The organism is Kitasatospora sp. NPDC093558 (assembly GCF_040683475.1).
Taxonomy (GTDB): domain Bacteria; phylum Actinomycetota; class Actinomycetes; order Streptomycetales; family Streptomycetaceae; genus Kitasatospora.
Map to the genome: position 1 here is coordinate 1 of NZ_JBFBDY010000052.1, position 24,673 is coordinate 24,673.

22 protein-coding genes are annotated in these 24,673 nt (G+C 72.8%); 19 read left to right on the forward strand and 3 right to left on the reverse strand.

Annotated features, from left to right (window positions below; all coding sequences use genetic code 11):
- Nucleotides 1–60: 60 nt before the first annotated feature.
- On the reverse strand, nt 61–246 hold the full coding sequence (rpmB, locus tag AB0O00_RS08560) for a 50S ribosomal protein L28 (protein WP_014138233.1): 186 nt from the start codon (nt 244–246) through the stop codon (nt 61–63).
- A 282-nt stretch (nt 247–528) separates the two neighbouring features.
- On the opposite strand from rpmB, the gene AB0O00_RS08565 reads away from it, so the two are divergent.
- From AB0O00_RS08565 to mutM, 10 genes are all read left to right on the forward strand, one after another.
- Complete coding sequence (locus AB0O00_RS08565) at nt 529–2,160, forward strand: DAK2 domain-containing protein (protein ID WP_363649510.1); 1,632 nt, start codon at nt 529–531, stop codon at nt 2,158–2,160.
- Between the two features lie 37 nt (nt 2,161–2,197).
- Nucleotides 2,198–4,450 (forward strand): ATP-dependent DNA helicase RecG, encoded by a 2,253-nt coding sequence (recG, locus tag AB0O00_RS08570; protein WP_363649512.1) that lies wholly within the window; start codon nt 2,198–2,200, stop codon nt 4,448–4,450.
- A 118-nt stretch (nt 4,451–4,568) separates the two neighbouring features.
- On the forward strand, nt 4,569–5,102 hold the full coding sequence (locus AB0O00_RS08575; RefSeq protein WP_049653379.1) for a hypothetical protein: 534 nt from the start codon (nt 4,569–4,571) through the stop codon (nt 5,100–5,102).
- A gap of 88 nt (nt 5,103–5,190) precedes the next feature.
- On the forward strand, nt 5,191–5,775 hold the full coding sequence (rsmD, locus tag AB0O00_RS08580; protein ID WP_363649515.1) for a 16S rRNA (guanine(966)-N(2))-methyltransferase RsmD: 585 nt from the start codon (nt 5,191–5,193) through the stop codon (nt 5,773–5,775).
- 49 nt (nt 5,776–5,824) lie between these two features.
- Nucleotides 5,825–6,316 carry a pantetheine-phosphate adenylyltransferase gene (gene coaD / locus AB0O00_RS08585; RefSeq protein ID WP_363649517.1) on the forward strand — a complete coding sequence of 164 codons (492 nt, stop codon included), beginning with the start codon at nt 5,825–5,827 and terminating at the stop codon, nt 6,314–6,316.
- A gap of 209 nt (nt 6,317–6,525) precedes the next feature.
- Nucleotides 6,526–7,731 (forward strand): ATP synthase F0 subunit B, encoded by a 1,206-nt coding sequence (locus AB0O00_RS08590; protein ID WP_363649519.1) that lies wholly within the window; start codon nt 6,526–6,528, stop codon nt 7,729–7,731.
- Between the two features lie 162 nt (nt 7,732–7,893).
- Nucleotides 7,894–8,538, forward strand: coding sequence for a DUF177 domain-containing protein (locus tag AB0O00_RS08595; RefSeq protein WP_363649521.1), 645 nt, complete (start codon nt 7,894–7,896; stop codon nt 8,536–8,538).
- Nucleotides 8,539–8,540: 2 nt separating this feature from the next.
- Nucleotides 8,541–8,714, forward strand: coding sequence for a 50S ribosomal protein L32 (gene rpmF / locus AB0O00_RS08600; protein WP_030056747.1), 174 nt, complete (start codon nt 8,541–8,543; stop codon nt 8,712–8,714).
- Between the two features lie 20 nt (nt 8,715–8,734).
- Nucleotides 8,735–9,523, forward strand: coding sequence for a ribonuclease III (rnc, locus tag AB0O00_RS08605; RefSeq protein ID WP_363649523.1), 789 nt, complete (start codon nt 8,735–8,737; stop codon nt 9,521–9,523).
- 125 nt (nt 9,524–9,648) lie between these two features.
- A complete protein-coding gene (gene mutM, locus AB0O00_RS08610) occupies nt 9,649–10,527 on the forward strand; it encodes a bifunctional DNA-formamidopyrimidine glycosylase/DNA-(apurinic or apyrimidinic site) lyase (RefSeq protein WP_363649525.1) in 879 nt (292 codons plus the stop codon).
- Nucleotides 10,528–10,534: 7 nt separating this feature from the next.
- Here mutM and AB0O00_RS08615 read toward each other — a convergent pair whose 3' ends face one another.
- Nucleotides 10,535–11,455 carry a hypothetical protein gene (locus AB0O00_RS08615; protein WP_363649527.1) on the reverse strand — a complete coding sequence of 307 codons (921 nt, stop codon included), beginning with the start codon at nt 11,453–11,455 and terminating at the stop codon, nt 10,535–10,537.
- A 313-nt stretch (nt 11,456–11,768) separates the two neighbouring features.
- Between AB0O00_RS08615 and AB0O00_RS08620 the strand changes: the two genes are divergently transcribed.
- From AB0O00_RS08620 to ftsY, 6 genes are all read left to right on the forward strand, one after another.
- Nucleotides 11,769–13,142, forward strand: a complete 1,374-nt coding sequence (locus tag AB0O00_RS08620) for a hypothetical protein (protein WP_363649529.1) — start codon at nt 11,769–11,771, stop codon at nt 13,140–13,142.
- Between the two features lie 113 nt (nt 13,143–13,255).
- Nucleotides 13,256–13,783, forward strand: coding sequence for a helix-turn-helix domain-containing protein (locus tag AB0O00_RS08625; protein WP_363649531.1), 528 nt, complete (start codon nt 13,256–13,258; stop codon nt 13,781–13,783).
- A 29-nt stretch (nt 13,784–13,812) separates the two neighbouring features.
- Nucleotides 13,813–14,112 (forward strand): acylphosphatase, encoded by a 300-nt coding sequence (locus AB0O00_RS08630; RefSeq protein WP_363649533.1) that lies wholly within the window; start codon nt 13,813–13,815, stop codon nt 14,110–14,112.
- 424 nt (nt 14,113–14,536) lie between these two features.
- Nucleotides 14,537–14,740 carry a hypothetical protein gene (locus tag AB0O00_RS08635; protein WP_045702518.1) on the forward strand — a complete coding sequence of 68 codons (204 nt, stop codon included), beginning with the start codon at nt 14,537–14,539 and terminating at the stop codon, nt 14,738–14,740.
- A 186-nt stretch (nt 14,741–14,926) separates the two neighbouring features.
- The gene (smc, locus tag AB0O00_RS08640; RefSeq protein WP_363649535.1) at nt 14,927–18,517 is read left to right on the forward strand and encodes a chromosome segregation protein SMC; all 3,591 of its coding nucleotides are present in this window, start codon (nt 14,927–14,929) and stop codon (nt 18,515–18,517) included.
- A 47-nt stretch (nt 18,518–18,564) separates the two neighbouring features.
- Nucleotides 18,565–19,794: a signal recognition particle-docking protein FtsY gene (gene ftsY, locus AB0O00_RS08645; RefSeq protein WP_363649538.1), complete on the forward strand. Its 1,230-nt coding sequence runs from the start codon at nt 18,565–18,567 to the stop codon at nt 19,792–19,794.
- Between the two features lie 119 nt (nt 19,795–19,913).
- Here the strand turns inward: ftsY and AB0O00_RS08650 are convergent, their stop codons facing one another.
- The gene (locus tag AB0O00_RS08650; protein WP_363649540.1) at nt 19,914–20,588 is read right to left on the reverse strand and encodes a bifunctional DNA primase/polymerase; all 675 of its coding nucleotides are present in this window, start codon (nt 20,586–20,588) and stop codon (nt 19,914–19,916) included.
- A gap of 602 nt (nt 20,589–21,190) precedes the next feature.
- Between AB0O00_RS08650 and AB0O00_RS08655 the strand changes: the two genes are divergently transcribed.
- The 3 genes from AB0O00_RS08655 (at nt 21,191) to AB0O00_RS08665 (ending at nt 24,633) form a co-directional block, all read left to right on the forward strand.
- The gene (locus AB0O00_RS08655; RefSeq protein ID WP_363649542.1) at nt 21,191–22,645 is read left to right on the forward strand and encodes a hypothetical protein; all 1,455 of its coding nucleotides are present in this window, start codon (nt 21,191–21,193) and stop codon (nt 22,643–22,645) included.
- 288 nt (nt 22,646–22,933) lie between these two features.
- Nucleotides 22,934–24,298, forward strand: coding sequence for an ammonium transporter (locus AB0O00_RS08660; RefSeq protein ID WP_363649544.1), 1,365 nt, complete (start codon nt 22,934–22,936; stop codon nt 24,296–24,298).
- Complete coding sequence (locus AB0O00_RS08665) at nt 24,295–24,633, forward strand: P-II family nitrogen regulator (RefSeq protein ID WP_363649546.1); 339 nt, start codon at nt 24,295–24,297, stop codon at nt 24,631–24,633. The genes AB0O00_RS08660 and AB0O00_RS08665 overlap by 4 nt, the downstream gene beginning before the upstream one ends.
- Nucleotides 24,634–24,673 lie beyond the last annotated feature (40 nt).

Here is a 24,673-nt window from a genome sequence, read left to right on the forward strand (position 1 = left end):
GAGCCGGTCCATCCGAGGATGGACCGGCTCCACTGGAGGACCGGCATGCCGGTCTGCGCGTCAGCGCGAGACCTTACCGGCCTTGATGCACGAGGTGCAGACGTTGAGCCGCTTCGGCGTCCGCCCAATCACAGCGCGCACCGTCTGAATGTTGGGGTTCCAACGACGGGGGGTACGGCGGTGCGAGTGGGAGATGCTGTTGCCGAAGCCCGGCCCCTTGCCGCAGACGTCGCAGTTGGCAGCCACAGGAGTCACTCCAAGACTTCAGATCAGTTACGTTCGACAACCCCACCGAGCCACCGGAACACTCGCGTGAACCGAACCGGCCTGGGGGGTGCGCCCGGATTGTTCCAGGCAACCGGAAGAGCATACAACGCTTGCTCCCGTTCAACGAAACTACCATGACCGCCGGGGTGATCGCTGCGGCCGACGGCCCGGGCGGCCCCTCCCGGCCCCCGATAACCTGCCGGTATCACACTTCGCCGTTCAACCCGAGGCCATCGCGGCGTTCCATCCGGAGGAGACCTGGTGCTGCACACGCTCGACGCCCCGGCCGTGCGCACCTGGTGCCAGCTCGCCCTGCGCGCGCTCGGCCAGGCGCGTGAGGAGATCGACGCGCTCAACGTCTATCCCGTCCCGGACGGCGACACCGGCACCAACCTCTACCTGACCGTCGAGTCCGCCGCCGCCGAGGTGGAGAGCCGCTTCGCCGACCCGGCCGCGCAGCCCGCCCCCGGCCTCGCCGACACCGTCCGGGCGATGGCCCGCGGCGCCCTGGTCGGCGCCCGCGGCAACTCCGGCGTGATCCTCGCCCAGTGGCTGCGCGGCACCGCCGAGACGCTGGCCGAGGGCGGCGGGGCCGATCAGCTGCGGGCCGCCCTCCAGCGGGCCGCCGAGTCCGCGTACCAGGCCGTCGCGGAGCCCGTCGAGGGCACCCTGCTGACCGTCGCCCGGGTCGCCGCCCGGGAGGCCGTCCGGGCCGGGGACGGGCTCGCGCAGGTCGCCGACACCGCGTACCGGGCCGCCAGGGACGCGCTGCGGCACACGCCCGAGCAGCTCGCCGTGCTCGCCGAGAACGGGGTCGTCGACGCGGGCGGGCGCGGCTTGGTGGCCGTCCTCGGCGCGCTCGCCGACGCCGTCGCCGGGCATCAGCCGATGGGGCCGGTCGCGCTGCGCGGGGACGTCCGTGCCGTCGAGTCCTGTGAGGTCCACCTGAGGCCGCCCGGCCCCGGCCACCCCGCCTTCGAGGTCATCTACCTGCTGGACGCCCCCGACGACGCCCTGCCCGCGCTGCGCGAGCGGCTCGGCGGGCTCGGCGACGCGCGGGTCAGGGGGGGCGGCGACGGCCTGTGCAACGTGCACGTCCACGTGGACGACGCGGGCGCCGCCGTCGAGGCCGGCATCGGGGCCGGGCGGCCGCACCAGATCCGCATCACGCACTTCGCCGAGGCCGCCGCCCGCTCCGGCGCCGCCGCCGAACCGGGCGAGCGCGAGGAGCCGGCCCGCGCAGTGCTCTCCGTGGTGTGCGGCGAGGGCCTCGCCGAACTCTGCGAGCAGGCCGGTGCCGTCGTGCTCCGCGCCGACCCGGACCGCCCGACCGCCAGCGCCGAACTCGCCGCCGCCGTGCGGCGCTCGGGCGCGCGCGAGGTCGTCCTGCTGCTCAACGACCCCGAACTGCGCGCCGCCGCCGGGGCCGCCGCCGACCAGCTCCGCGAGGAGGGCGTGCGGATCGCCGTGCTGCCCACCCGCTCGCCGGTCCAGGGGCTCGCGGCGCTCGCGGTGCACGAGGCCGGGCGCCGCTTCGACGAGGACGTCGTCGCCATGACCTCCGCCGCCGGCGCCACCCGGTATGCCGAACTCGCCGTCGCCGAGGGGGAGTCCTGGACGATGGCCGGGGTCTGCCAGGCCGGGGACGTGCTCGGCCTGATCGACGGGGACGTCGCGGTGATCGGCGCCGGGGCGGCCGAGGTCGGGGCGAGCGTGCTGGACCGGATGCTCGGCGCGGGCGGCGAACTCGTCACCCTGATCCTCGGCGAGGGCGCCGACGACGCGCTCGCCGAGCACCTGGTCGCGCACGTCCGCCACGGGCGGCCCGAGGTGGACACGGTCGTCTTCCACGGCGGCCGGGAGGCGGCCCCGCTGCTCATCGGGGTCGAGTAGCCCGGTTTGTCGGTGCGGTGGTGTAAACAGGGGCCTGATGGGCGCTCTCGATGAACCACTGACCAAGCTCGTCGGCGACCGCACCGCGAAGGTGCTCGCCGACAGCCTCAAGCTGCGCACGGTCGGGGACCTCCTGCACCACTACCCCCGCCGCTACGTCGAACGCGGCCAGCTCACCAGCCTGGACGAGCTGGAGATCGACGAGCACGTCACCGTGCTGGCCCGGATCGAGAAGGTCACGCTCATCCCCTTCCGCGGCCGCAAGGGCGACCGCCTGGAGGTCGTCGTCACCGACGGCCGCAGCCGGCTCTCGCTGGTGTTCTTCAACCAGGGCTGGCGGCAGAAGGAGCTCAGGAGCGGCGCCCAGGGCCTGTTCGCGGGCAAGGTCAACGTCTTCAACCGCACCCGCCAGCTGGTCTCGCCGGACTACCAGCTGCTCGACGAGGACGCCACTGCATCGACTGGAGCTGGGGACGCGGCGCAGCAGTTCGCCGGCCGCCTCATCCCGGTGTACGGCGCGAGCGCCCAGATGCCCAGCTGGAAGCTGTCGATCTGCATCGAGACCGCGCTCACCAAGCACCTCGGCGACGTCGGCGAGCCGCTGCCCGCCGAACTGCGCGAGCGGCACGGGCTGATCCCGCTCCCGGAGGCCCTGGAGCTGATCCACCGCCCGCGCAGCCAGGCCGACCGCGAGCGCGCCCAGAGCCGGCTGCGCTGGGACGAGGCCTTCGTCCTCCAGGTCGCCCTCGCGCAGCGCCGGGCCGCCGAGTCCGCGCTGCCCGCCAAGCCGCGCCGGGCCCGCGAAGGCGGCCTGCTGGACGCGTTCGACGACCGGCTGCCGTTCACCCTCACCGAGGGGCAGCAGAAGGTGTCCGCCGAGATCGCCGCCGACCTCGCGAGCGCGCACCCGATGCACCGGCTGCTCCAGGGCGAGGTCGGAAGTGGAAAGACGCTGGTGGCGCTGCGCGCGATGCTCGCCGTGGTGGACGCCGGCGGCCAGGCCGTCCTGCTCGCGCCCACCGAGGTGCTCGCCCAGCAGCACCACCGTTCGATCGTCGAGATGATGGGCGACCTCGCCGAGGGCGGCATGCTCGGCGGCTCCGACCTCGGCACCAGGGTCGTGCTGCTCACCGGCTCGATGGGCGTCCCGGCCCGCCGCCAGGCGCTGCTCGACATGGCCTGCGGGGACGCCGGGATCGCCATCGGCACCCACGCGCTGATCGAGGACAAGGTCCAGTTCCAGGACCTCGGCCTCGTCGTCGTCGACGAGCAGCACCGCTTCGGCGTCGAGCAGCGGGACGCGCTGCGCGCCAAGGGCGACCAGCCGCCGCACCTGCTGGTGATGACGGCCACCCCGATCCCGCGCACGGTCGCCATGACGGTCTTCGGGGACTTGGAGACCTCCGTCCTGGACCAGCTCCCGGCCGGCCGCTCGCCGATCTCCACCCACGTCGTCCCGGCGGTCGAGAAGCCCAACTTCCTCACCCGCGCCTGGGAGCGGGTCCGCGAGGAGGTCGGCAAGGGCCACCAGGCGTACGTCGTCTGCCCCCGCATCGGGGACGAGGAGCCGGCGGCCGACCCGAAGAACGCGAAGAAGAAGCGGAAGCCGGCCGAGGACGACTTCGAGGACCTCACCGACGACGCCGCCGACGCCGGGGCCGGGAGTGACGAACGGCGGCCCCCGCTCTCGGTGGTGGAGACCGCCGAGAAGCTGGTAGCGGGCCCGCTGAGCGGCCTGCGGGTGGAGATCCTGCACGGCCGGCTCGCCCCCGAGGCCAAGGACGACGTGATGCGCCGGTTCTCGGCCGGCGAGGTGGACGTCCTGGTCGCCACCACCGTGATCGAGGTCGGCGTCAACGTCCCCAACTCCACCGCGATGGTCATCATGGACGCCGACCGCTTCGGCGTCTCCCAGCTGCACCAACTGCGCGGCCGGGTCGGCCGCGGCAGCGCGGCGGGTCTGTGCCTGCTGGTCAGCGACATGCCCGCGGGCAGTGCGGCCCGGGCCCGGCTGGACGCGGTGGCCGGCACGCTGGACGGCTTCGAGCTGTCCCGGATCGACCTCGAACAGCGCCGCGAGGGCGACGTGCTGGGCCAGGCGCAGTCCGGCGTGAAGTCCTCGCTCAAGGTGCTCTCGGTGCTGGAGGACGAGGAGGTCATCCTCACCGCCAGGACGGAGGCCACCCAACTGGTCGCCGAGGACCCTGATCTCGCCGCCCACCCGGAGCTGCGCACCGCGCTGGAGAGCCTCATCGACGAGGACCGCGCGGCCTACATGGAGAAGGGCTGAGGAGAAGGGCTGAGCGGGCCCGCGCGGCCCGGGAATTGTCAGTCCCCCGCGAGAGAATGAAGGTGTTCAGGACGCACCCTCAAGGTGCGTACCTGGCGCGACACTTGGGGGTCCTGCCATGGCATTCCGTCATCTCAACGAGCTCCCGCTGGGCGACAAGGTCTTCCGGATCGAACTCGCCAGCGACGACGACCGCGAGGTCACCCTCACCCTGACCGGCTGGCGCGAGGGGGCGGCCGCCGCGCCGCTCGCCTCGGGCAAGCTCCGCCTGCCGGTCGAGGACGTCGCCTCGCTGCGGATCGCGCTCAACCGCGCGCTGCGGGCGCTGGCGATCGTCGCCGACGTCTCCGAGCCCATCCCCGACCGCGACGTGCTGCGCGAGCTGTACCCCGGCCACGGCGCCCCCTGGGTGCCGCAGCACGAGGAGGAGCTGGTCCGGCGCTTCCACGACGGCGAGACCGTCGCCCGGATCGCCGCCCGCTTCGGCCGCACGCCCGACTCCGTCCGCACCAAGCTGCGCGAGCTCGGGCACGACCCGCGCCGCCCCGAGTTCTGCCCGCCCGACGGCTGCCTGTCCTGGTCCCGCTACGCCTCGCCGGCCCTGCTCGGCGCGTCGGTCCCGGCCCAGTCGGCGGGCTCCGAGGCGAGCTGAGCACCTGAGCTGCAGCCCCGCCGGTCACTCCGGCGGGGCTGCAGCCGTATAGCGTGGTCGGGCAGCGACGAAAGGACCTCCCACCACCATGACCCGCGTGATCGCCGGGGCGGCCGGCGGCCGCCGGCTGGCCGTACCGCCAGGCCGGGGCACCCGACCGACCTCCGACAAGGCCCGTGAGGCGATGTTCTCCACCCTGGAGGCGCTGCGCGGCACCCTGCACGGGAGCCGGATGCTCGACCTGTTCGGCGGATCGGGCGCGGTCGGCCTGGAGGCGCTGTCCCGGGGTGCCGAGCACGTCCTGCTGGTCGAGGCGGACGGCCAGGCGGCCCGGGTGATCCGCGAGAACGTCCGCACGATCGGCCTGCCGGGCGCGCAGCTGAAGGCGGCCAAGGCCGAGAAGGTGATCGCGGGACCGCCCCCGGAGGCCCCGTACGACCTGGCGTTCCTCGATCCTCCGTACGCCGTCACCGACGACGAACTGCGCGAGATGCTGATCACACTCCTGGCCGGGGGCTGGCTCGCGGAGGACGCACTCGTCACCGTGGAGCGCAGCACCCGCGGCGGAGTGTTCGGCTGGCCCGACGGTTTCGAGGAACTGCGCTCCCGCCGCTACGGCGAGGGCACGCTCTGGTACGGTCGCGCCGCCGCCGAGGCCCGCCAGCACGAGTAGCGGGCCGGGGCCCGCAGCAGCCGTCACCCCACGAGGGAGCACAAACGCCATGCGCCGAGCCGTCTGTCCCGGTTCGTTCGACCCGATCACCAACGGCCACCTCGACATCATCGAGCGGGCCTCGAAGCTCTACGACGTGGTGCATGTCGCGGTCCTGATCAACCGGAACAAGCGCGGCATGTTCGGCATCGAGGAGCGGATCGGCCTGATCGAGGAGGTCACCGCGGACTTCGGGAACGTGGTGGTCGAGTCGCACCACGGCCTGCTGGTGGACTTCTGCCGCGAGCGCGGCATCCCCGCGATCATCAAGGGGCTGCGGGCCGTCAGCGACTTCGACTACGAGCTGCAGATGGCCCAGATGAACCACGGGCTGACGGGCGTCGAGACGCTGTTCGTGCCGACCTCGCCGACGTACAGCTTCCTGTCCTCGACGCTGGTCAAGGAGGTGGCCTCGTACGGCGGGGACGTCTCGCACCTGCTGCCCGCGGTGGTGCACCGCCGGCTGGTCGAGCGGATCGCGGAGCGCAAGGCCGAGCAGTAGCCCGGCCGTTCCCTCTCGGCCGTCTTCCTGCCGCTTCGTCATGGTTTGTCCAGGTAGCCGGGATCCTCCCAGGGGGGCCGGTCCGGCTCGGGCGTTGTGACCGCGCCCCGCAGTGGCCGTACAGTCTGTATTCCTGCCCTGCGGTGAGGTCCACCGCGCCGGGCCTGCCTCCGCCGGACCGTCGGCGGCACACGGAAAGACGAAGCCCCGTGGACGTGCAGAACAAGGTCGACGAGATCGTGGCGGCGGTCGAGAACGCCCGCTCGATGCCGATGTCGGCCTCCTGCGTGGTGAACCGGGCCGAGCTGATCGGCCTGCTCAACGACCTGAAGGCGGAACTGCCCGCCGAACTGGCCCAGGCGCAGTCGGTGATGGCCGACCACGAGCAGGTGGTGGCCGGCGCCCAGGCCGAGGCCGACCGGATCATCCAGGGGGCGCACGCCGAGCGCGGCTCCCTGATCTCCGACACCGAGGTGGTCCGCCGGGCCCAGGCCGAGGCCGACCGGATCCTCGCCGAGGCGCGCTCCGAGGTGGAGACCAAGCGGGCCGAGGCCGACGACTACGTGGACAGCAAGCTCGCCAACTTCGAGGTGGTGCTGACCAAGACGCTCGGCGCCGTCGGCCGCGGCCGGACCAAGCTGCGCGGCGACTCCAGCGTCTTCGAGAACGAGTACGACGGCGAGACGGACGGCGAGGAGTTCCAGCCGCGCGTCAGCCCGAGCCCCGAGGTCGACGAGTACGTCGATGTGAAGCTCGCCACCCTGGAGAACGTGCTCAGCGCGACCCTGGAGGCCGTCGGCAAGGGCCGCGACAAGCTCCTCGGCAAGCGGCCGATCGACGAGCTGGGCGCCTACCTGGCCGCCGCCGACGAGGCGCAGCAGGCCAAGGAGCGGGCCGAGGCGGTCGCGGCGGGCTTCGCCGCCGACGGCGACGGCGAGGAGCTCGCCTGGTACCGCGAGGACGTCCCGCAGCAGCAGAGCTGGCCGGAGCAGACCCCGGCCGCGGCCGGCTGGCAGAACCCCGGCGCCGACCAGTACGCGGCGGCCCAGCATCAGGGCGGCCAGCATCAGGGTGGCCAGCATCAGGGCGGGCAGTACGCCGAGGTGTACGGCGGGGGCTTCGACCCGGCCGCCCAGGGCGACCCGTACGGCAACCAGTGGGCCCACCAGCAGCAGGACGCCACCGGCGCGTACCCGCAGCAGCAGCACGGCGACTACACGGGCCAGCAGCACGGCGACTACGGCTACCAGCAGCAGCAGGGCTACGGCGCGCAGCAGTACGACGCCTACGGCTACCCGCAGCAGCCCGTCGCGCAGCAGCCCGTCGTGCCGCAGCAGCACGGGCTGGACGAGACGAGCTTCTTCGACACCAGCATGATCGACATGACCAGGCTGCGGGAGCTCGGCGGACGCTGAGCACCGGTCCCGGGGACGGTCCTCCGGGACCGAAGTTGGGCCTGGCGGGAGACTCCGGTAGTCTGACCACTCCGGCCTCTCCATGTCGGACTGTCGGCTTGCCCTCGCGGCGCCGCCGCACATGGGGCCCCACCGATCACCTTCCATGGAAGTCAGGACACCTTGAACCGCCTCGACCACCGCGACCCCCTCGTGTTCGACACGCACGAGCTCGGCCGTCGTCCGGGTTCGATGCGCAAGGTGTCCCGCACCCTGGAGGCCCCCGAGGGCTTCGGGATCATCGACGTGATCGGCGTGCCGGAGAAGAGCGAGATCCGGCTGGAGCTCCGCCTGGAGTCCGTGGTCGAGGGCGTGCTGGTCACCGGCACCGCCGAGGCCGGCGTCGAGGGCGAGTGCGTCCGGTGCCTGGAGCCCGTCGAGTTCGACATCGACGTGGACTTCCAGGAGCTGTACTACTACCCGGAGTCCGACGAGCGTCACCGCGCCCGGACCGCCGGGTCCGAGGACCTCGACGAGGACTCGGAAGAAGAGACTTACCGCCTGGAGGGCGATTTCTTCGACCTCCAGCCGGTGCTGCGTGACGCGGTGGTGCTCGCACTGCCGCTGCAGCCGGTGTGCCAGGACGACTGCCTGGGCCTGTGCTCCGAGTGCGGAGCGCGCCTGAGCGACGACCCGGCGCACCACCACGATGCCGCCGACCCCCGGTGGGCGGCTCTGCAGGGACTCTCCGCCGCCCCCGGCGACGAGGGTGACGGGATCAAGAACAGCGACACCCGTGAGGGTGCCGCCGAGAACCAGGAGAAGTAGCCGTGGCTGTTCCGAAGCGGAAGATGTCGCGCAGCAACACGCGCCACCGCCGTTCCAACTGGAAGGCCGTCGTTCCGGCCCTCGTGGCGTGCGACCGCTGCCACGAGCCGAAGCTCGGCCACATCGCGTGCCCCAGCTGCGGCACGTACAACCGCCGCCAGGTCCTCTCGGTCTGATCGGCGGGGTGCACGGATCGATGTCGGACGGTAACTCCACCCGCAAGGCGTCCGCCGCCACGAAGGGTTCTTCGGGCGGTGGCAAGGCCGGTGGGCCGGCTTCGACCGAATACGACGTCCTGGAAGGGCGCCTCGGGTACACACTTGAGAGCGCCCTTCTGGTACGTGCCCTGACCCACCGCTCGTACGCGTACGAGAACGGTGGCCTGCCCACCAACGAGCGCCTGGAGTTCCTCGGCGACTCGGTGCTGGGCCTCGTGGTGACGGACACCCTCTACCGCGTCCACCCGGACGTCCCCGAGGGCACCCTCGCCAAGCTGCGCGCCGCGGTGGTCAACTCCCGCGCGCTCGCGGACGTCGGCCGGGGACTGGACCTCGGCGCCTTCATCCGCCTCGGCAAGGGCGAAGAGGGCACCGGCGGCCGCGACAAGTCGTCGATCCTCGCGGACACCGTCGAGGCCGTGATCGGCGCGGTCTACCTGGACAAGGGCCTGGACGCGGCCACCGAGTTCGTCCACCGCCTGTTCGACCCGCTGATCGAGGAGTCCTCTCAGCTGGGCGCGGGCCTGGACTGGAAGACCAGCCTCCAGGAGCTCACCGCTTCGGTGGGCATCGGCGTGCCCGAGTACGTGGTCATGGAGGCAGGTCCCGACCACGAGAAGACCTTCACCGCGGTGGCCCGCGTGGCCGGCCAGGACTTCGGCAGCGGCGTCGGCCGCTCGAAGAAGGAGGCCGAGCAGAAGGCCGCCGAGAGCGCCTGGCGCGCGATCAAGGAGAAGTACGCCGACCGGCTGCCCGCCGGCGCGTAAGCGAGCGCGGCGAGCGACGGTACAGAACTGCACATGGCGCGAAGTGCCCGCCGAGCCAAGCGAGGCGGGTGCATCGCGCAGTAGCCTTCCTCCTGCCGATCCCTTTCCGCAGGAGGAACGTTCCGTTGCCCGAACTCCCCGAGGTCGAGGTCGTCCGCCGAGGTCTGGCGAACTGGGTCGCCGGGCGGACCGTCGCCGACGTCCAGGTGCTCCACCCGCGCGCGGTGCGCCGCCAGCCCGCCGGCACGGCAGACTTCGCCGCCCGGCTGACCGGGACGACACTCGGCGCCGCGCAGCGCCGCGGCAAGTACCTGTGGCTGCCGCTGACCGGCACAGGAGCCGGCTTTTCGCTGATCGGCCACCTCGGGATGAGCGGCCAACTCCTCGTCCAGGACCCGTCGGTGCCCGACGAGACGCACCTGCGGGTGCGGCTGCGCTTCACCGACGGCGGACGCGAACTGCGCTTCGTCGACCAGCGGACCTTCGGCGGCCTCGCGGTCGAGGAGGCCGAGGAGGGCGACCCCGAGGGCACGCCGGTCTCCATCGCGCACATCGCCCGCGACCCGCTCGACCCCCGCTTCGACGACGACGACTTCGTGACCGCGCTGCGCGCCAAGCGCACCACCGTCAAGCGCGCGTTGCTCGACCAGACGCTGATCAGCGGGGTCGGCAACATCTACGCCGACGAGGCGCTCTGGCGCTCCAAGCTGCACTACGACCGGCCGACGGCGACGCTCACCCGCCCGCAGGCCGGCGTCCTGCTGGCCAACGCCCGGGACGTGATGACCGCGGCGCTGGCCGTCGGCGGCACCAGCTTCGACAGCCTGTACGTCAACGTGAACGGCGAAAGCGGGTACTTCTCGCGGGACCTCGACGCGTACGGCCGCGAGCACGAGCCCTGCCGCCGCTGCGGCACCGCGATCCGCCGGGCGGCCTGGATGAACCGCTCCAGCTACTTCTGCCCCCGCTGCCAGCGCGTGCCGCGGGCCCGCAGCGGGGGCTGATCCCCGCCTACTTGTGGGCGAGTTCGGGCTTCTGCTCGGCCGCTTCGCCGAGGGCGCCGTGGTCGCCCTGGCCGAAGTAGGCGACACCGACGGCGGACACCACCGCGAGCAGGAACCCGACCACGCCGAGCCAGCCCAGGCCGGCCTTGGAGGAGTCGCCGAGCCACAGCACGCCGACCGCGCCGGGCAGCACCGTCTCGCCGACCACCAGGGCGGCCGTCGCGCCGTTCACCGAGCCGATCTGCAGCGCGACCGTGTGCACGTACATGCCGCCGAGCCCGCCGATGAGGATCGCGTACAGGGCCGGGTCCGAGAGCAGGCTGCCGAGTTCGAACGGCTCGACGCCGTTGAGGATGCGCACGCCGACGCCGAGGCCGCCGAAGCCGAGGCCGGAGAGCAGACCGGCGACGATCGCGCCCTTCGAGCCCATCCGCCGCACCAGTAGGCCGCCGCCGACCAGCAGAACGGTGGTGATGACCAGCAGCCACCAGTGGAAGGACATGTCCGCGTGGTGGCCGCCCTCCGGGCCGGCCGAGACGGCCAGCAGCACCAGCGCCGAGCAGAGCACGCCGATCGACGCCCACTCCAGCTGCTTGAGCCGGATGCCGAGCAGCTTGATGCTCAGCACCGCGGTGATCACCAGGTTGGCGCTGATGATGGTCTGCGAGAGGAACAGCGGCAGCAGCCGGGCGGCCAGCGCGCCGAGTCCGAAGCCGATCAGGTCGAGCACCGAGCCGAGGATGAACTCCCAGGTGACGGCGGCCTTCGCGGTCGAGGACAGGCTCGGCCCGCCGTGCTCGGTCGTGGCGGTGGAGTCGCCCCTGGCCGCCTCCTCGCGGGCGGACCGGCGGGAACCGACGGCCTGCAGGACCGAGCCGGTGCCGTAGCAGGCGGATGCCGCCACGGCGGTGACGAGGCCGATGATCACCGAGCGCTCCGATCAGAAGGGTTGGGGCCACGAGGGGCGTTGGGTCAAGAACGGGTAATGGACCAGTGGTCCGGGACCACTATGCCCGTCCGCACGATACGGTCGGGCCACCCCCTCGACCGCTCCGGGCCTGCCGGGACGTACGTCCGGGCACGTGCCGCGGTTCCCGTCGATCATCCGGTTCAGGGTGGATACGGGGGAAATCTCATCCCCGAGGAGGGGACGGCCCCGGCGTCCGGCGGGGAATTCCTTCATCACCAGTATGCGAAGGGTATGGCGTGCTTCGCCGCCAGTCGCGGTAGCGTCGGGTGCTATGAGAACCCTTGCTCGACGTTCCCGGGGCACCGGGCCGCTCGCCGTGGTCGCGGCGACGCTGCTCGGGCTTATGCTCCTGCTCGCTCCGGCGGCCTCCGCCGCAGGTGGGCTGGACGACGCCACTGCCGCCATGAAGCAGGGCCGGGTCTACGTCGACCCGGCCATGACCAGCCGCTTCAGCCAGGGCCAGGCCGACGCCCTGACCGAGAAGATCAAGAAGGCCGACAAGCCGATCTTCGTCGCGGTGGTCCCGGCCACGGCCGCCTACGGCCCCCAGAACCTCTTCAACGACGTCCGCACCAAGGTCGGCATCGACGGCGTCTACGCGATCTGGCGCGGTGACCAGTTCCAGGCCCGCGCCGACCAGGGCGCGCTGCCGAAGGGCAACGCCGAGAAGTACGCCGGCGCGGCATTCCGCTCGCACAACGGCGACATCAACGCGACCCTCAACGAGTTCGTCGACAACGCCGCGGAGAAGACCAAGGGCGAGGGTGTCAACAGCAGCACCTCGATCGCCTGGGTGGTCATCCCGGTCGTGCTGCTCGCGCTGGCCGGCGCCGGCGTCTTCTTCCTCTTCCGCCGCGCCAAGAAGCGCAAGGAGGAGCAGGCCCGCGCCGAGCTGGAGCAGCTGCGCCGCGTGGTCGACGAGGACATCACCGCCTACGGCGTCGAGCTGGAGCGCCTGGACTTCAACCCGCGGGCGGCCGACGCCGACGACGTCCAGCGCACCGACTACAGCCACGCGCTGGACTCGTACGAGAAGGCCAAGCGCCTGATGGACGAGGCCAAGAAGCCCGAGGACGTCAAGGTCGTCACCGAGACGATCGAGGACGGCCGGTTCGCGCTGGCCACCCTGGCCGCCCGGCGCGACAAGCGCCCGCTGCCCGAGCGCCGTCCCCCGTGCTTCATGGACCCGCGCCACGGCCCGTCCGTCAAGGACGTCGACTGGGCCCCGGCGGGCGGCTCCGCCCGCAGCGTCCCGGTCTGCCAGGCCGACGCGGACCGCGTGGCCGCCGGCCTCGACCCGGCCGTCCGCACGGTCGACACCGAGCACGGCCCGCAGCCGTACTGGAACGCCGGCCCGGCCTACGCCCCGTACGCGGGCGGCTACTACAGCAGCTTCGGCGGCGGCCTGCTGCCCGGCCTGCTGGTCGGCACCGTGCTCGGCTCGATGATCAGCAGCCCGGCCTACGCCGCGGCGCCGATGTACGAGGGCGGCGGCCACCACGGCTACCAGGACCAGTACGAGGGCGGCGACTTCACCGGTGCCGACTTCAACTCCTCCGACTTCGGCAGCTTCGGCGGCGGTGACTTCGGCGGCGGGAACGACTTCGGCGGTGGCGGTGACTTCGGTGGCGGCGGCGACTGGTGACCCGCTGACCTGACACGCACACCCCACTGCGGCCCCGCCGGGATCATCCGGCGGGGTCGCAGTGCCGTCCGCTCCGGGTTTGAGAACCCAACCCTGTGTGGCACGCTGGCGTTGTGACCCCTGACACCTCCGGCCCGCCCGACGCCCCGGGCCTGCTCCCGTCGGCGCCCGCGGCCCTGCCCGGCCGGCCCTGCTCGATGGCGGCGGCGCTGCACGTCGTCGGCGAGAAGTGGGCCCTGCTGGCGGTGCGCGAGCTGTTCTACGGCAACCACCGCTTCGACCGGATCGCCCGCAACACGGGCGCGCCCCGGGACCGGCTCACCGCCCGGCTGCGGGCGCTGGAGGAGGCCGGAGTCGTCGAGCGCCGCGCCTACAGCGAGCGGCCGCCGCGCTACGAGTACCACCTCACCGAGGCCGGCCGGGACCTCGCCCCGCTCGCGCACGCGCTGCGCACCTGGGGCGACCGCTGGCTGCTGCCCGAGTCGCCGGTCACCTTCGACCACGCGCCCGAGGGCCACGAGCCGCACGCCTTCGACGCGGCCTGGGTCTGTCGCACCTGCGGCCGGGAGGTCGGACGCGGCGAACTGCACGCGCGGGTCCACAGCCCGGGCTGGACCGTCGAGGGCCCTGCGGAGCTGTGACCGGGCCCCCGTCCGGTTAGGGTCGGGGCATGCACGGTCGCGACGCCCACAGTGAGGAACCGGTCCGGGTCACCGCCTGGGTCCGGGGGAAGGTCCAGCAGGTCGGCTTCCGCTGGTGGACCAGGGCTCGGGCGCTGGAGGTCGGCCTCACCGGCTACGCGAGCAACCTCGGCGACGGCCGCGTCCAGGTGGTGGCCGAGGGCCTCGCCGCCGACTGCGAGGAACTCCTCGCCCTGCTGCGCGGCCCCGACACGCCCGGCAGCGTGAGCGGCGTGACCGAGATCTGGACCGCCGTCGGCACCGGCTACGAGGGCTTCGAGATCCGCTGATCCGCTGGTGGGAGCCCCCGGGCCCGCCCCACGCCCGGGTCCGGGAGAAAAGATCCTCAACCGGCGGTGTCATACGGTTGCCATCCGGGCAGACTCGTGGTTGACTCCGCATCGAACGATGATCCACGAGCACGTGGTGGACCCCGGCCCGAACCCCCTCGGCGTGACGACACCGCCAGGCAGGTGACAGGGGCGCGGTAGCGTGCGGTGATCGTGTTGACCCGTACCGTCTTTGGTGAGACGCTGGAAGCCCGCGCACACGACCGCGTTTTCCCGGCCGGCGCATGCCCTCGTGAGCCCAGCTCACGGTGGTTGTGCCGGAGTGCCCAGCCGGCACTACCGGTGGCGCGCCGCGCGTGCGTCCCCCTTCCCCCTAGACCTGTACCGTTCCGGTTCGGTCACTCAGCGTGGAGGACCATTCATCATGGCAAAGGCGCTTCTCGGGTACGTCGGCGGCCCCGACCCGCGAATGCTCTCCGAGATGCGACGGCTTCAGCAGCGCGTCCAGGACCTTGAAGCCGAGCTCCTTAGGATGCAGGCTGAGAACGACGCTCTCACCGCTGTCGCTGACGAGCACTCGCTGCTCAACAGCATCGATCTGGACCAGCGGGAGCCGGCTCTCACCTGAGTCCCCCCGGTCCTCACAGATCGACGCCGCTGTGCACTGAGCCGCCCCGAAAGGGACGCAGCATGCAAGGGACGCCCGGTTGTGGCGTCCCTTCGTCGTGTCCGGGCGCCTTCGGCCGCCCACGCGCCGGATACAGTCGCCGTCGGGGGGCCGTGACCCCCGGCGAACGATGAGGAGACCGGCCGCGTGCACCTGAAGAGCCTGACGCTGCGCGGGTTCAAGTCCTTCGCCTCCAGCACCACGCTGCGCTTCGAGCCCGGCATCACCTGCGTCGTCGGCCCGAACGGCTCCGGCAAGTCCAACGTCGTCGACGCGCTCTCCTGGGTCATGGGCGAGCAGGGCGCCAAGTCGCTGCGCGGCGGCAAGATGGAGGACGTCATCTTCGCCGGGACCAGCGGGCGCGCCCCGCTCGGCCGCGCCGAGGTCAGCCTCACCATCGACAACACCGACGGCGCGCTGCCCATCGAGTACGCCGAGGTGACCATCACCCGGACGATGTTCCGCAACGGCGGCAGCGAGTACGCGCTCAACGGCCAGACCTGCCGGCTGCTCGACATCCAGGAACTGCTCTCCGACTCCGGCATCGGCCGCGAGATGCACGTCATCGTCGGCCAGGGCCAGCTGGACTCCGTCCTGCACGCCGACCCGATGGGCCGCCGGGCCTTCATCGAGGAGGCGGCCGGCGTGCTCAAGCACCGCAAGCGCAAGGAGAAGGCGCTGCGGAAGCTGGACGCGATGCAGGCCAACCTCAACCGCGTCCAGGACCTGGTGGCCGAACTGCGCCGCCAGCTCGGCCCGCTCGGCCGGCAGGCCAGGATCGCCCGCCGCGCCGCCGGCATCCAGGCCGACCTGCGTGACGCCCGGCTGCGGCTGCTCGCCGACGACCTGCTCGGCCTGCGCAGAGCCGTCGAGGCCGAGATCGCCGACGAACTCGCGCTGCGCCTGCGCCGCACCACCGTCGAGCAGGAGCTGGCCCGCGCCGTCCAGCGCGAGCGCGTCCTGGAGGCGCAGGTCGAGCAGCTCGGCCCGAGCCTGGAGACCGCCCGGCAGACCTGGTACCGCCTCTCGGCGCTCGCCGAGCGCACCCGCGGCACGGTCGGACTGGCCGAGGCGCGGGCCCGGCACGCCGTCGCCGGGGGACAGGGCGAGGAGCGGCGCGGACGGGATCCCGAGGAACTCGAACGGGAGGCCGAGCGCGTCCGCGAGGAGGAGGCCGCGCTCGCCGAGGCGCTGGAGGAGGCCCAGTACGCGCTGGCCGAGGCCGTCGAACGCAAGAGCGAGCTGGAACGCGACCTGGCCGCCGAGGAACGCCGGCTGCGGGACGCCGCCCGGGCCATCGCCGACCGCCGCGAAGGGCTCGCCCGGCTCCAGGGACAGGCGGCGGCCGCGCGCTCCAAGGCCGCGTCGGCCCAGGCCGAGATCGGCCGGCTCACCGAGGCCAGGGACGAGGCGCTGCTGCGCGCCGAGGCCGCGCAAGGCGAGTTCGAGCAGCTCCAGGAGCAGGTCGACGGCCTCGCCGGGGACGACGAGCGTGCCGACGCCGCCCACGACGGGGCCCGGGAACGGCTCGCCGCCGTCGAACGGGACCTCGCCGCCGCCCGGGAGGCGGCCGGCGCCGCCGAGCGCGAACGCGCCGGGCTCACCGCGCGCCACGAGGCGCTCGCGCTCGGACTGCGGCGCAAGGACGGCAGCGGCGCGCTGCTCGCGGCGAGGGAACGGCTGACCGGACTGCTCGGCCCGGCCGCCGCACTGCTGCGGACCGCCCCCGGCCACGAGGTCGCCGTCGCCGCCGCGCTCGGCGCCGCGGCCGACGCGGTGGCCGTCGACTCGCCGGACACCGCCGTCGCCGCGCTGCGCCTGCTGCGCGCCGACGATGCCGGACGGGCCGCGCTGCTGATCGCCGGCGCGCCCGAACCTGCTCCGCCCGCGCAGGAGTTGCCCGCCGGTGCCCGCTGGGCGGCCGAACTGGTGGACGGACCGGCCGAGTTGATCACCGCCGTGCGGACACTCCTGGCCGGGGTGGCCGTCGTCGCCACCCTCGACGACGCCCTGCCCCTGATCGCCGCGCACCCCGCGCTGAGCGCCGTCACCGCCGACGGCGACCGGCTCGGCGCGGGCTGCGCCCACGGCGGCTCCGGCGGTGCGCCGAGCCTGCTGGAGACCCAGGCCGCGGTGGACGAGACGGCCCGCGCGATCGACGAACTCGCCCTCCGCTGCGCCGAGTCGGCCGAACGCCTGGCCGAACTCACCGAACTGCGCGGCGAGTCGGCGGCCGAGGTGGAACGGCTCTCCGCCCAGCGGCGCGAGGCGGAGAAGGAACGGGCCCAGGTGGCCGGCGCGCTCGGCCGCCTCGGCGGGCAGGCCCGCGCCGCCGCCGGCGAGGCCGAACGGCTGGCCGCCGCTGCCGCGCGCGCGGAGGAGGGCCTCGCCCAACTGCTGTCCACCGCCGAGGAATTGGCCGAACGCCTGGCCGCGGCCGAGGACTCCGCCGACGCGGGGGAGGACGAGCCCGACCCGGCCGAGCAGCAGCGACTGGCCGAGGCCGCCTCGGCCGCCCGGCAGGCCGAGCTGGAGGCGCGGCTCGCCGTGCGCACCCACGAGGAGCGGGTCCGCGCGCTGTCCGGCCGGGCCGACCAGCTGGACCGCGCCGCCCGCGCCGAGCGCGAGGCCCGCGCCCGCGCCGCCGAGCGCCGTCGGCGCGCGCAGCACGACGCCGGGGTGGCGAACGCCGTCGCGGCGGGCGCCCGGCAACTGCTGGCCTGCCTGGAGGTGTCGCTCGCGCGTGCGGACGCCGGGCGCGCGGCCGTCGAACGGGAGCGCGCCGAGCGCGAGGCGGAGCTCAGGGAGCACCGCGAGCACGGCCGCGGCCTCAAGGAGGAGCTCGACAAGCTGGTCGACGCAGGCCACCGGGACGAGGTCCTGCGCGCCGAGAAGCGCCTGCGGATCGAGCAGCTGGAGGCCAGGGCACTGGAGGAGTTCGGCATCGACGGCGGCGAACTGCTCGCCTCGTACGGGCCCGACCAGCCCGTCCCGCCGGCCACGCCGGAGGAGGGGCAGGAGCCGGGGGAGCCGTACCCGTACGTCCGGGCCGAGCAGGAGAAGCGGCTGCGGGCGGCCGAGAAGGCGTACCAGCAGCTCGGCAAGGTGAACCCGCTCGCGCTGGAGGAGTTCGCCGCCCTGGAGGAGCGCCACCAGTTCCTCGGCGAGCAGCTGGACGACCTCAGGCGCAGCCGGCGCGACCTGCTGGACATCGTCCGGGACGTCGACGAGCGGGTCGAGCAGCTGTTCACCTCGGCCTACCACGACACGGCGGCGCAGTTCGAGGGCGTCTTCGCCCGGCTGTTCCCGGGCGGGGAGGGCCGGCTGGTGCTGACCGACCCCGACAACATGCTGACCACCGGCGTCGAGGTGGAGGCCCGCCCGCCGGGCAAGAAGGTCAAGCGGCTGTCCCTGCTCTCCGGCGGCGAGCGCTCGCTGACCGCCGTCGCGCTGCTGGTGGCGATCTTCAAGGCCAGGCCCAGCCCGTTCTACGTCATGGATGAGGTCGAGGCGGCGCTGGACGAGACCAACCTGCGCCGGCTGATCGGGATCATGGAGGAGCTGCGGGAGAGCTCCCAGCTGATCGTGATCACCCACCAGAAGCTGACGATGGAGTCCGCGGACGCGCTCTACGGCGTGACCATGAAGGGCGACGGCATCTCCCAGGTGATCAGCCAGCGGCTGCGGGAAGAGGACCGGGAGCGGCGCCGGGACGTGGTGCGGGCCACATCCGTCTAGACCGGGTGCGGTGCTTCGGGGGCCCGGTCACGGATACTGGTTGCGATATGGAATACGTGATCCTTGCCGTAATCATCGCCGTGATCGCCATCGGCGCGATCGCGGGCCTCGTCGTTTCCGGCAGACGACGCCAGCAACTCCCGCCGAAGTCGCAGGCGCCGGTCATCACGGCGCCGCCGACCACCCCGCGCGAGCCCCAGGTCGGTGAGGAGGCCGCGGCGCCCACCGAGGAGCCGCGGCGCACCGTCGAGGAGGTTCCGCTCCCCGAGACCGTCGAGGCTCCGGAGGCCGTCGAGGCCCCGGAGGCCGTCGAGGTCGCCGAGGCCGAGGTGGCTCCCGCCATCGAGGTCCCCGAGCCCACCGCCGGCCGGCTCGTCCGGCTGCGCTCCCGGCTCTCCCGTTCGCAGAACTCGCTCGGCAAGGGCCTGCTCTCGCTGCTCTCCCGCGAGCACCTGGACGAGGACACCTGGGAGGAGATCGAGGACACCCTGCTGACCGCCGACGTCGGCGTGGCCCCCACCCAGGAGCTGGTCGAGCGGCTGCGCACCCGCGTGAAGGTGCTCGGCACCCGTACCCCCGACGAGCTGCGCGGGCTGCTGCGCGAGGAGCTCGTCGAGCTGATCGGCAAGGACGCCGACCGCACCGTGCGCTCCACCAAGCACGAGGAGGGCCCGGCCGTGGTCCTGGTCGTCGGCGTCAACGGCGTCGGCAAGACCACCACCACCGGCAAGCTGGCCCGCGTCCTGGTCGCCGACGGCCGCAAGGTCGTGCTCGGCGCGGCCGACACCTTCCGGGCCGCCGCCGCGGACCAGCTGCAGACCTGGGGCGAGCGGGTCGGCGCCCGGACCGTGCGCGGCCCCGAGGGCGGCGACCCGGCCTCGATCGCGTTCGACGCGGTCAAGGAGGGCATCGCCGAGGGCGCGGACACCGTCCTGGTGGACACCGCCGGCCGCCTGCACACCAAGACCGGCCTGATGGACGAGCTGGGCAAGGTCAAGCGGGTCGTCGAGAAGCACGGCCCGGTGGACGAGGTCCTGCTGGTGCTGGACGCCACCACCGGTCAGAACGGGCTGATCCAGGCCCGGGTGTTCGCCGAGGTGGTCGACATCACCGGCATCGTGCTGACCAAGCTGGACGGCACCGCCAAGGGCGGCATCGTCGTCGCCGTCCAGCGCGAGCTGGGGGTGCCGGTCAAGCTGGTCGGCCTCGGCGAGGGCGCGGACGACCTGGCGCCGTTCGAGCCGGGCGCGTTCGTGGACGCGCTGATCGGGGACTGAGCCTCCCCGCACACACGCTGAAGGGTCCGCTCCCCGTCCGGGGGCGGGCCCTTTCGCTGTGCCCGAGGTGTGCCCGAGGTGTGCCGGGCTCAGGGTGTGCCGCTCAGGGGGCGCTGCGCTCAGGAGGCCATCCAGGCCGGCTCCGCGGTGCGCTCGCGGCCGCGGTGGCAGGCGTAGGCGAGGGTGCCGAGCAGCAGCCGGGCCTCGGGCGGGCAGCCCGCGTTGTCCCGGGTGGGGCGGCGCAGCCAGCGCACCGGGCCGAGGCCGGGCAGGACGGTGGGCGGGGCGGCGACGTAGTTGCCCTCGCCGTGGCACGTCAGGTCGAGCGCGGCGTCGTCCCAGCCCATCCGGTACAGCAGGTCGGGCAGGCGGCGGGCGGTGCCGGGGGCGACCAGGAAGTGCATCCGGCCGGTCGGGGCGGCCAGCACCGGGCCGACCTGGGTGCCCATCCGCTCGAGCCGGACGAGCGCCTGGAGGCCGGCCTGCTCGGGGACGTCCAGGACGTCGAAGGCGCGGCCGGTGGGGAACAGGACGGAGCCCTCGGCGTCGGCGGTGCGCTCGGTGGCCTCGCCGCCGGGCACCGGGTGCAGGCCGGGGGCGGCGCAGCGGGCGGTGCCGCAGTGGCAGGCGGCCGGGGCGGTGCCGGTGGCCCGGGCGACGACGGCGACCGCCCAGCCCCAGCGGCCGGTGTACTCCGCGGCGGCCTGGGACGCGGTGACCTTGGTGCGGCGGCGCGCGCCCAGCGGTGCCAGCCGCAGGTGCCCCAGTCGAAGTTCGCCGAACAGGTTGTCCATGCCTCCCCCAACAGGTTCTCGTTGCCGATGGTTACGGGACGGTGACTTTGTGTTGATTGTCCGTTGCGTGGTGCGTTGTGTGGATGCGGCGCGCAGCGCGTGGCGCGCGCCATTTGCGGTGGTGCGCCTCGGGCGCCGCCTTGTGGCGGCCGTGCCGATGCCGGATCGTCGTGTGCGCGAGGCGGCCGTCGAGCTGGGCGGACGGCGAACTCGCCGGTGGCCTCGGCGGACCGTCGGGACTGCCGGAATTGCTCGGGGACTTGGCGACCCGCATATGCCGACCGCCGCGACTACCTAGTGAAGCGTGTGCCCCCTTGCTTCGGTTCACTCCTGGGGGTGGCGAAAGGTGGCGTTTCGCCAGGGGCCGTCCCGCGGACCCTCGGCGGGGCATTACGTTCAGCACACGGGCGTCGTCGGGGAGTCAGCTCCGAGCCGTCAGGGCGCGGGAGTTGGGCGAACTGACGCTCCGTCCGCAACTGTGGCACACCAGTGCGAAGAGCAGTACGGCGGCACCACGGCACGGCACGTCTGGCAAGAAGCCCGCAACCGTCGGGCGATGACGATCGGGGGCCCTCCGGGGCCGGGCGGGATGGGACGTTCCCATGGCAGAGAAGCAACCCAACGAGAAGCTGACCACGTGGTTCGCCCGCAGCGGCTGGTCCAAGGGGGAGTTGGCCCGCCAGGTCAACCGCCGGGCCCGGCAGATCGGCGCCCACCACGTCTCCACCGACACCTCCCGCGTGCGCCGCTGGCTGGACGGCGAGCAGCCGCGCGAGCCGATCCCCAAGATCATGTCGGAGCTCTTCTCCGAGCGCTTCGGCTCGGTCGTCTCGATCGAGGACCTCGGCCTGCGCGCCGCGATCCCGGTCTCCACCGTCGGCGGCGGCGTGGACCTGCCGTGGAGCGCCCCGCAGACCGTCCAGCTGATCAGCGACTACTCCCGCAGCGACCTGATGCTCAACCGCCGGGGCTTCCTCGGCACCTCGCTGGCGCTGACCGCCGGCGCCGCCCTGATCGAGCCGATGCAGCGCTGGCTCGCCCCCGGCCCGAACGGCACCCCCACCCCGATCCTGACCGCGGCCAACGGCGGCGAGGCGTTCACCGGCCGCCTCTCCGAGCCCGAGCTCGAACTGCTGGAGCAGACCACGGTCATGTTCCGCCAGTGGGACGCGCAGAACGGCGGCGGGCTGCGCCGCAAGGCCGTCGTCGGCCAGCTGCACGAGGTCACCGACCTGCTCCAGGAGAGCTACCCCGAGCAGACCACCCGCCGGCTGTTCCGGCTCACCGCCGAACTCGCCCACCTGGCCGGGTGGATGTCCTACGACGTCGGCATGCACCCGAGCGCGCAGAAGTACTACGTGCTCGCGCTGCACGCCGCCAAGGAGGCCGGCGACCGCCCGTTCGGCGCGCTGATCCTCACCGACATGAGCCGCCAGATGATCCACCTCAACCGTGGCGAGGACGCCCTGGAGCTGATCCACCTCGCCCAGTACGGCAGCCGCGACACCGCCACCCCGCGCCAGCAGGCCCTGCTCTACGCGATGGAGGCCCGCGCCTACGCGACCATCGGCGAGGTGAACCGCTGCGCCCGGGCGGTCCGGCTGGCCGAGGACACCTTCACCGACATCCGCGAGGGGGACGACGAGCCGGACTGGCTGAAGTTCTTCTCGCCCGCCGAGCTGAACGCCGAGAACGCGCACTCCTTCCGCGACCTCGCCTACCACTCCGACAACGCCGAGCTGTACGCGTCGATGTCCGCGCCGGTGATGGAGCGCGCGGTGGACCTGTTCCGCCAGGACGGCGACCACGTGCGCTCCTACGCCTTCAACCTGATCGGCATGGCCAGCGTGCACCTGCTGCAGAAGGAGGCCGAGCAGGCCGCGCTGATGGCCGAGCAGGCGGTGGACATCGCGACGAAGGTCCGCTCCGAGCGGCTGAACTCGCGGGTGCGCAAGACCACCGAGGCCGCGGCCGTCCGCTTCAAGGGCGTGGACGCGGTGAGCCGCCTGAAGGAAAGGGTCGTCCAGGACATCCCCGAGTACGTCTCGGTGGTCTGAGCGCGCCCCCACCGGACTCCACCGACCGTGACGGCCGCCGCCGCCACGGTCGGTGGCGGTTTCGGCACCGGGCGTGGCGTGCGGAGGCACAGTAACCCATCCGGGCCCTTGTCGGGGCTGTGGTTCACGCAGGTGTAACCCGCGCGTCGCACGCGTCACGGCCGTGAAACAACCGGCCGCACTGGCCGAAACCAGCCTTCGGCACTCTCCTCTTCATCGCCGACACCCCGGGTTGGCACGGGACAGGTACCCGGGTGGTGGATCGGCTTTCACGCAGAGGAGACGCCGATGCCGGACGGCTTCAGCGCGGGCGATACCGCCTTCGTGCTCATCAGTGCGGCCCTGGTCATGTTGATGACCCCGGGCCTGGCCTTCTTCTACGGGGGCATGGTCAGGGCCAAGAGCACACTGAACATGCTGGCGATGAGTTTCCTCTCGCTCGGCATCGTGACGGTGCTCTGGGTCCTCTACGGGTACTCGCTCAGCTTCGGGCCGGACGCCGGCTTCGGTCTGATCGGCAACCTCGACTTCCTCGGGATGCGCGGCATCGGCCTGAACGACCTGGCCGGCACGATCCCGGTCACCGCGTTCGCGATGTTCCAGCTGATGTTCGCGATCATCACCCCGGCGCTGATCAGCGGCGCCATCGCGGACCGCGCCAAGTTCGCCGCCTGGGGCCTGTTCGTCGCGCTCTGGGTGAGCGTCGTCTACTTCCCGGTCGCGCACTGGGTGTTCATGGTGGACGGCGGCAAGGGCGGCTGGCTCGGCGACCGCAACGGCGTGATCGACTTCGCCGGCGGCACGGCCGTGCACATCAACGCCGGTGTGGCCGGACTCGCGCTCTGCCTGGTGCTGGGCAAGCGGATCGGCTTCAAGAAGGACCCGATGCGCCCGCACAGCCTGCCGCTCGTGATGCTCGGCTCCGGCCTGCTGTGGTTCGGCTGGTTCGGCTTCAACGCGGGCTCCGCGCTGCAGGCCAACGGCGTCGCCGCCATGGCCTTCGTCAACACCCAGGTGGCGACGGGCGCCGCGCTGATCGGCTGGCTGGTCTTCGAGAAGTTCAAGCACGGCTCGTTCACGACGCTGGGCGCCGCCTCCGGCGCGGTGGCCGGCCTGGTCGCCATCACCCCGGCCTGTGGCTCGGTCAGCCCGCTCGGCGCGGTGGCGATCGGCCTGATCGCGGGCGTCGTCTGCGCCGCCGCCGTCTCCCTCAAGTACCGCTTCGGCTTCGACGACTCGCTCGACGTGGTGGGCGTGCACGCGGTCGGCGGGGCGGTCGGCTCGCTGCTGATCGGCCTCTTCGCCACCGGCGGGGTCGGCCAGACCGTCAAGGGCCTGTTCTACGGCGGCGGTCTCGACCAGCTCGGCAAGCAGGCGCTGGGCGTGTCCGTGGTCGCGGTGTACTCCTTCGTCGTCTCCTGGCTGCTGGCCAAGGCGATCGACAAGACGGTCGGCTTCCGGGTCGCCGAGGAGGTCGAGGTGGCCGGCATCGACCAGGCCGAACACGCCGAGTCCGCCTACGATTTCAGCGCGGTGGGCGCCGGTCTGGCCCGGGCCCTCTCCGCCGCCACCGACAGTGCCGCCCCGACGAGCGCCGCTCCGAAGAGTGCCGCTCCGAAGACCGCCGAGAAGACCGAGGTCGACGCCCGATGAAGCTCATCACCGCAGTGATCAAGCCGCACCGCCTGGACGACGTGAAGGCCGCCCTGCAGGCCTTCGGGGTGCACGGGCTGACCGTCACCGAGGCCAGCGGCTACGGCCGCCAGCGCGGCCACACCGAGGTCTACCGCGGCGCCGAGTACACCGTGGACCTCGTGCCCAAGATCCGGATAGAGGTCCTGGTCGAGGACGACGACGCCGAGCAGCTGATCGACGTCCTGGTGAAGGCCGCCAGGACCGGCAAGATCGGCGACGGCAAGGTGTGGAGCATCCCGGTCGACACGGCCGTCCGGGTCCGCACCGGCGAGCGCGGACCGGACGCGCTCTGACGACATGACGCACCGCGGGCGGGTCCGCGATCCCCAGGGG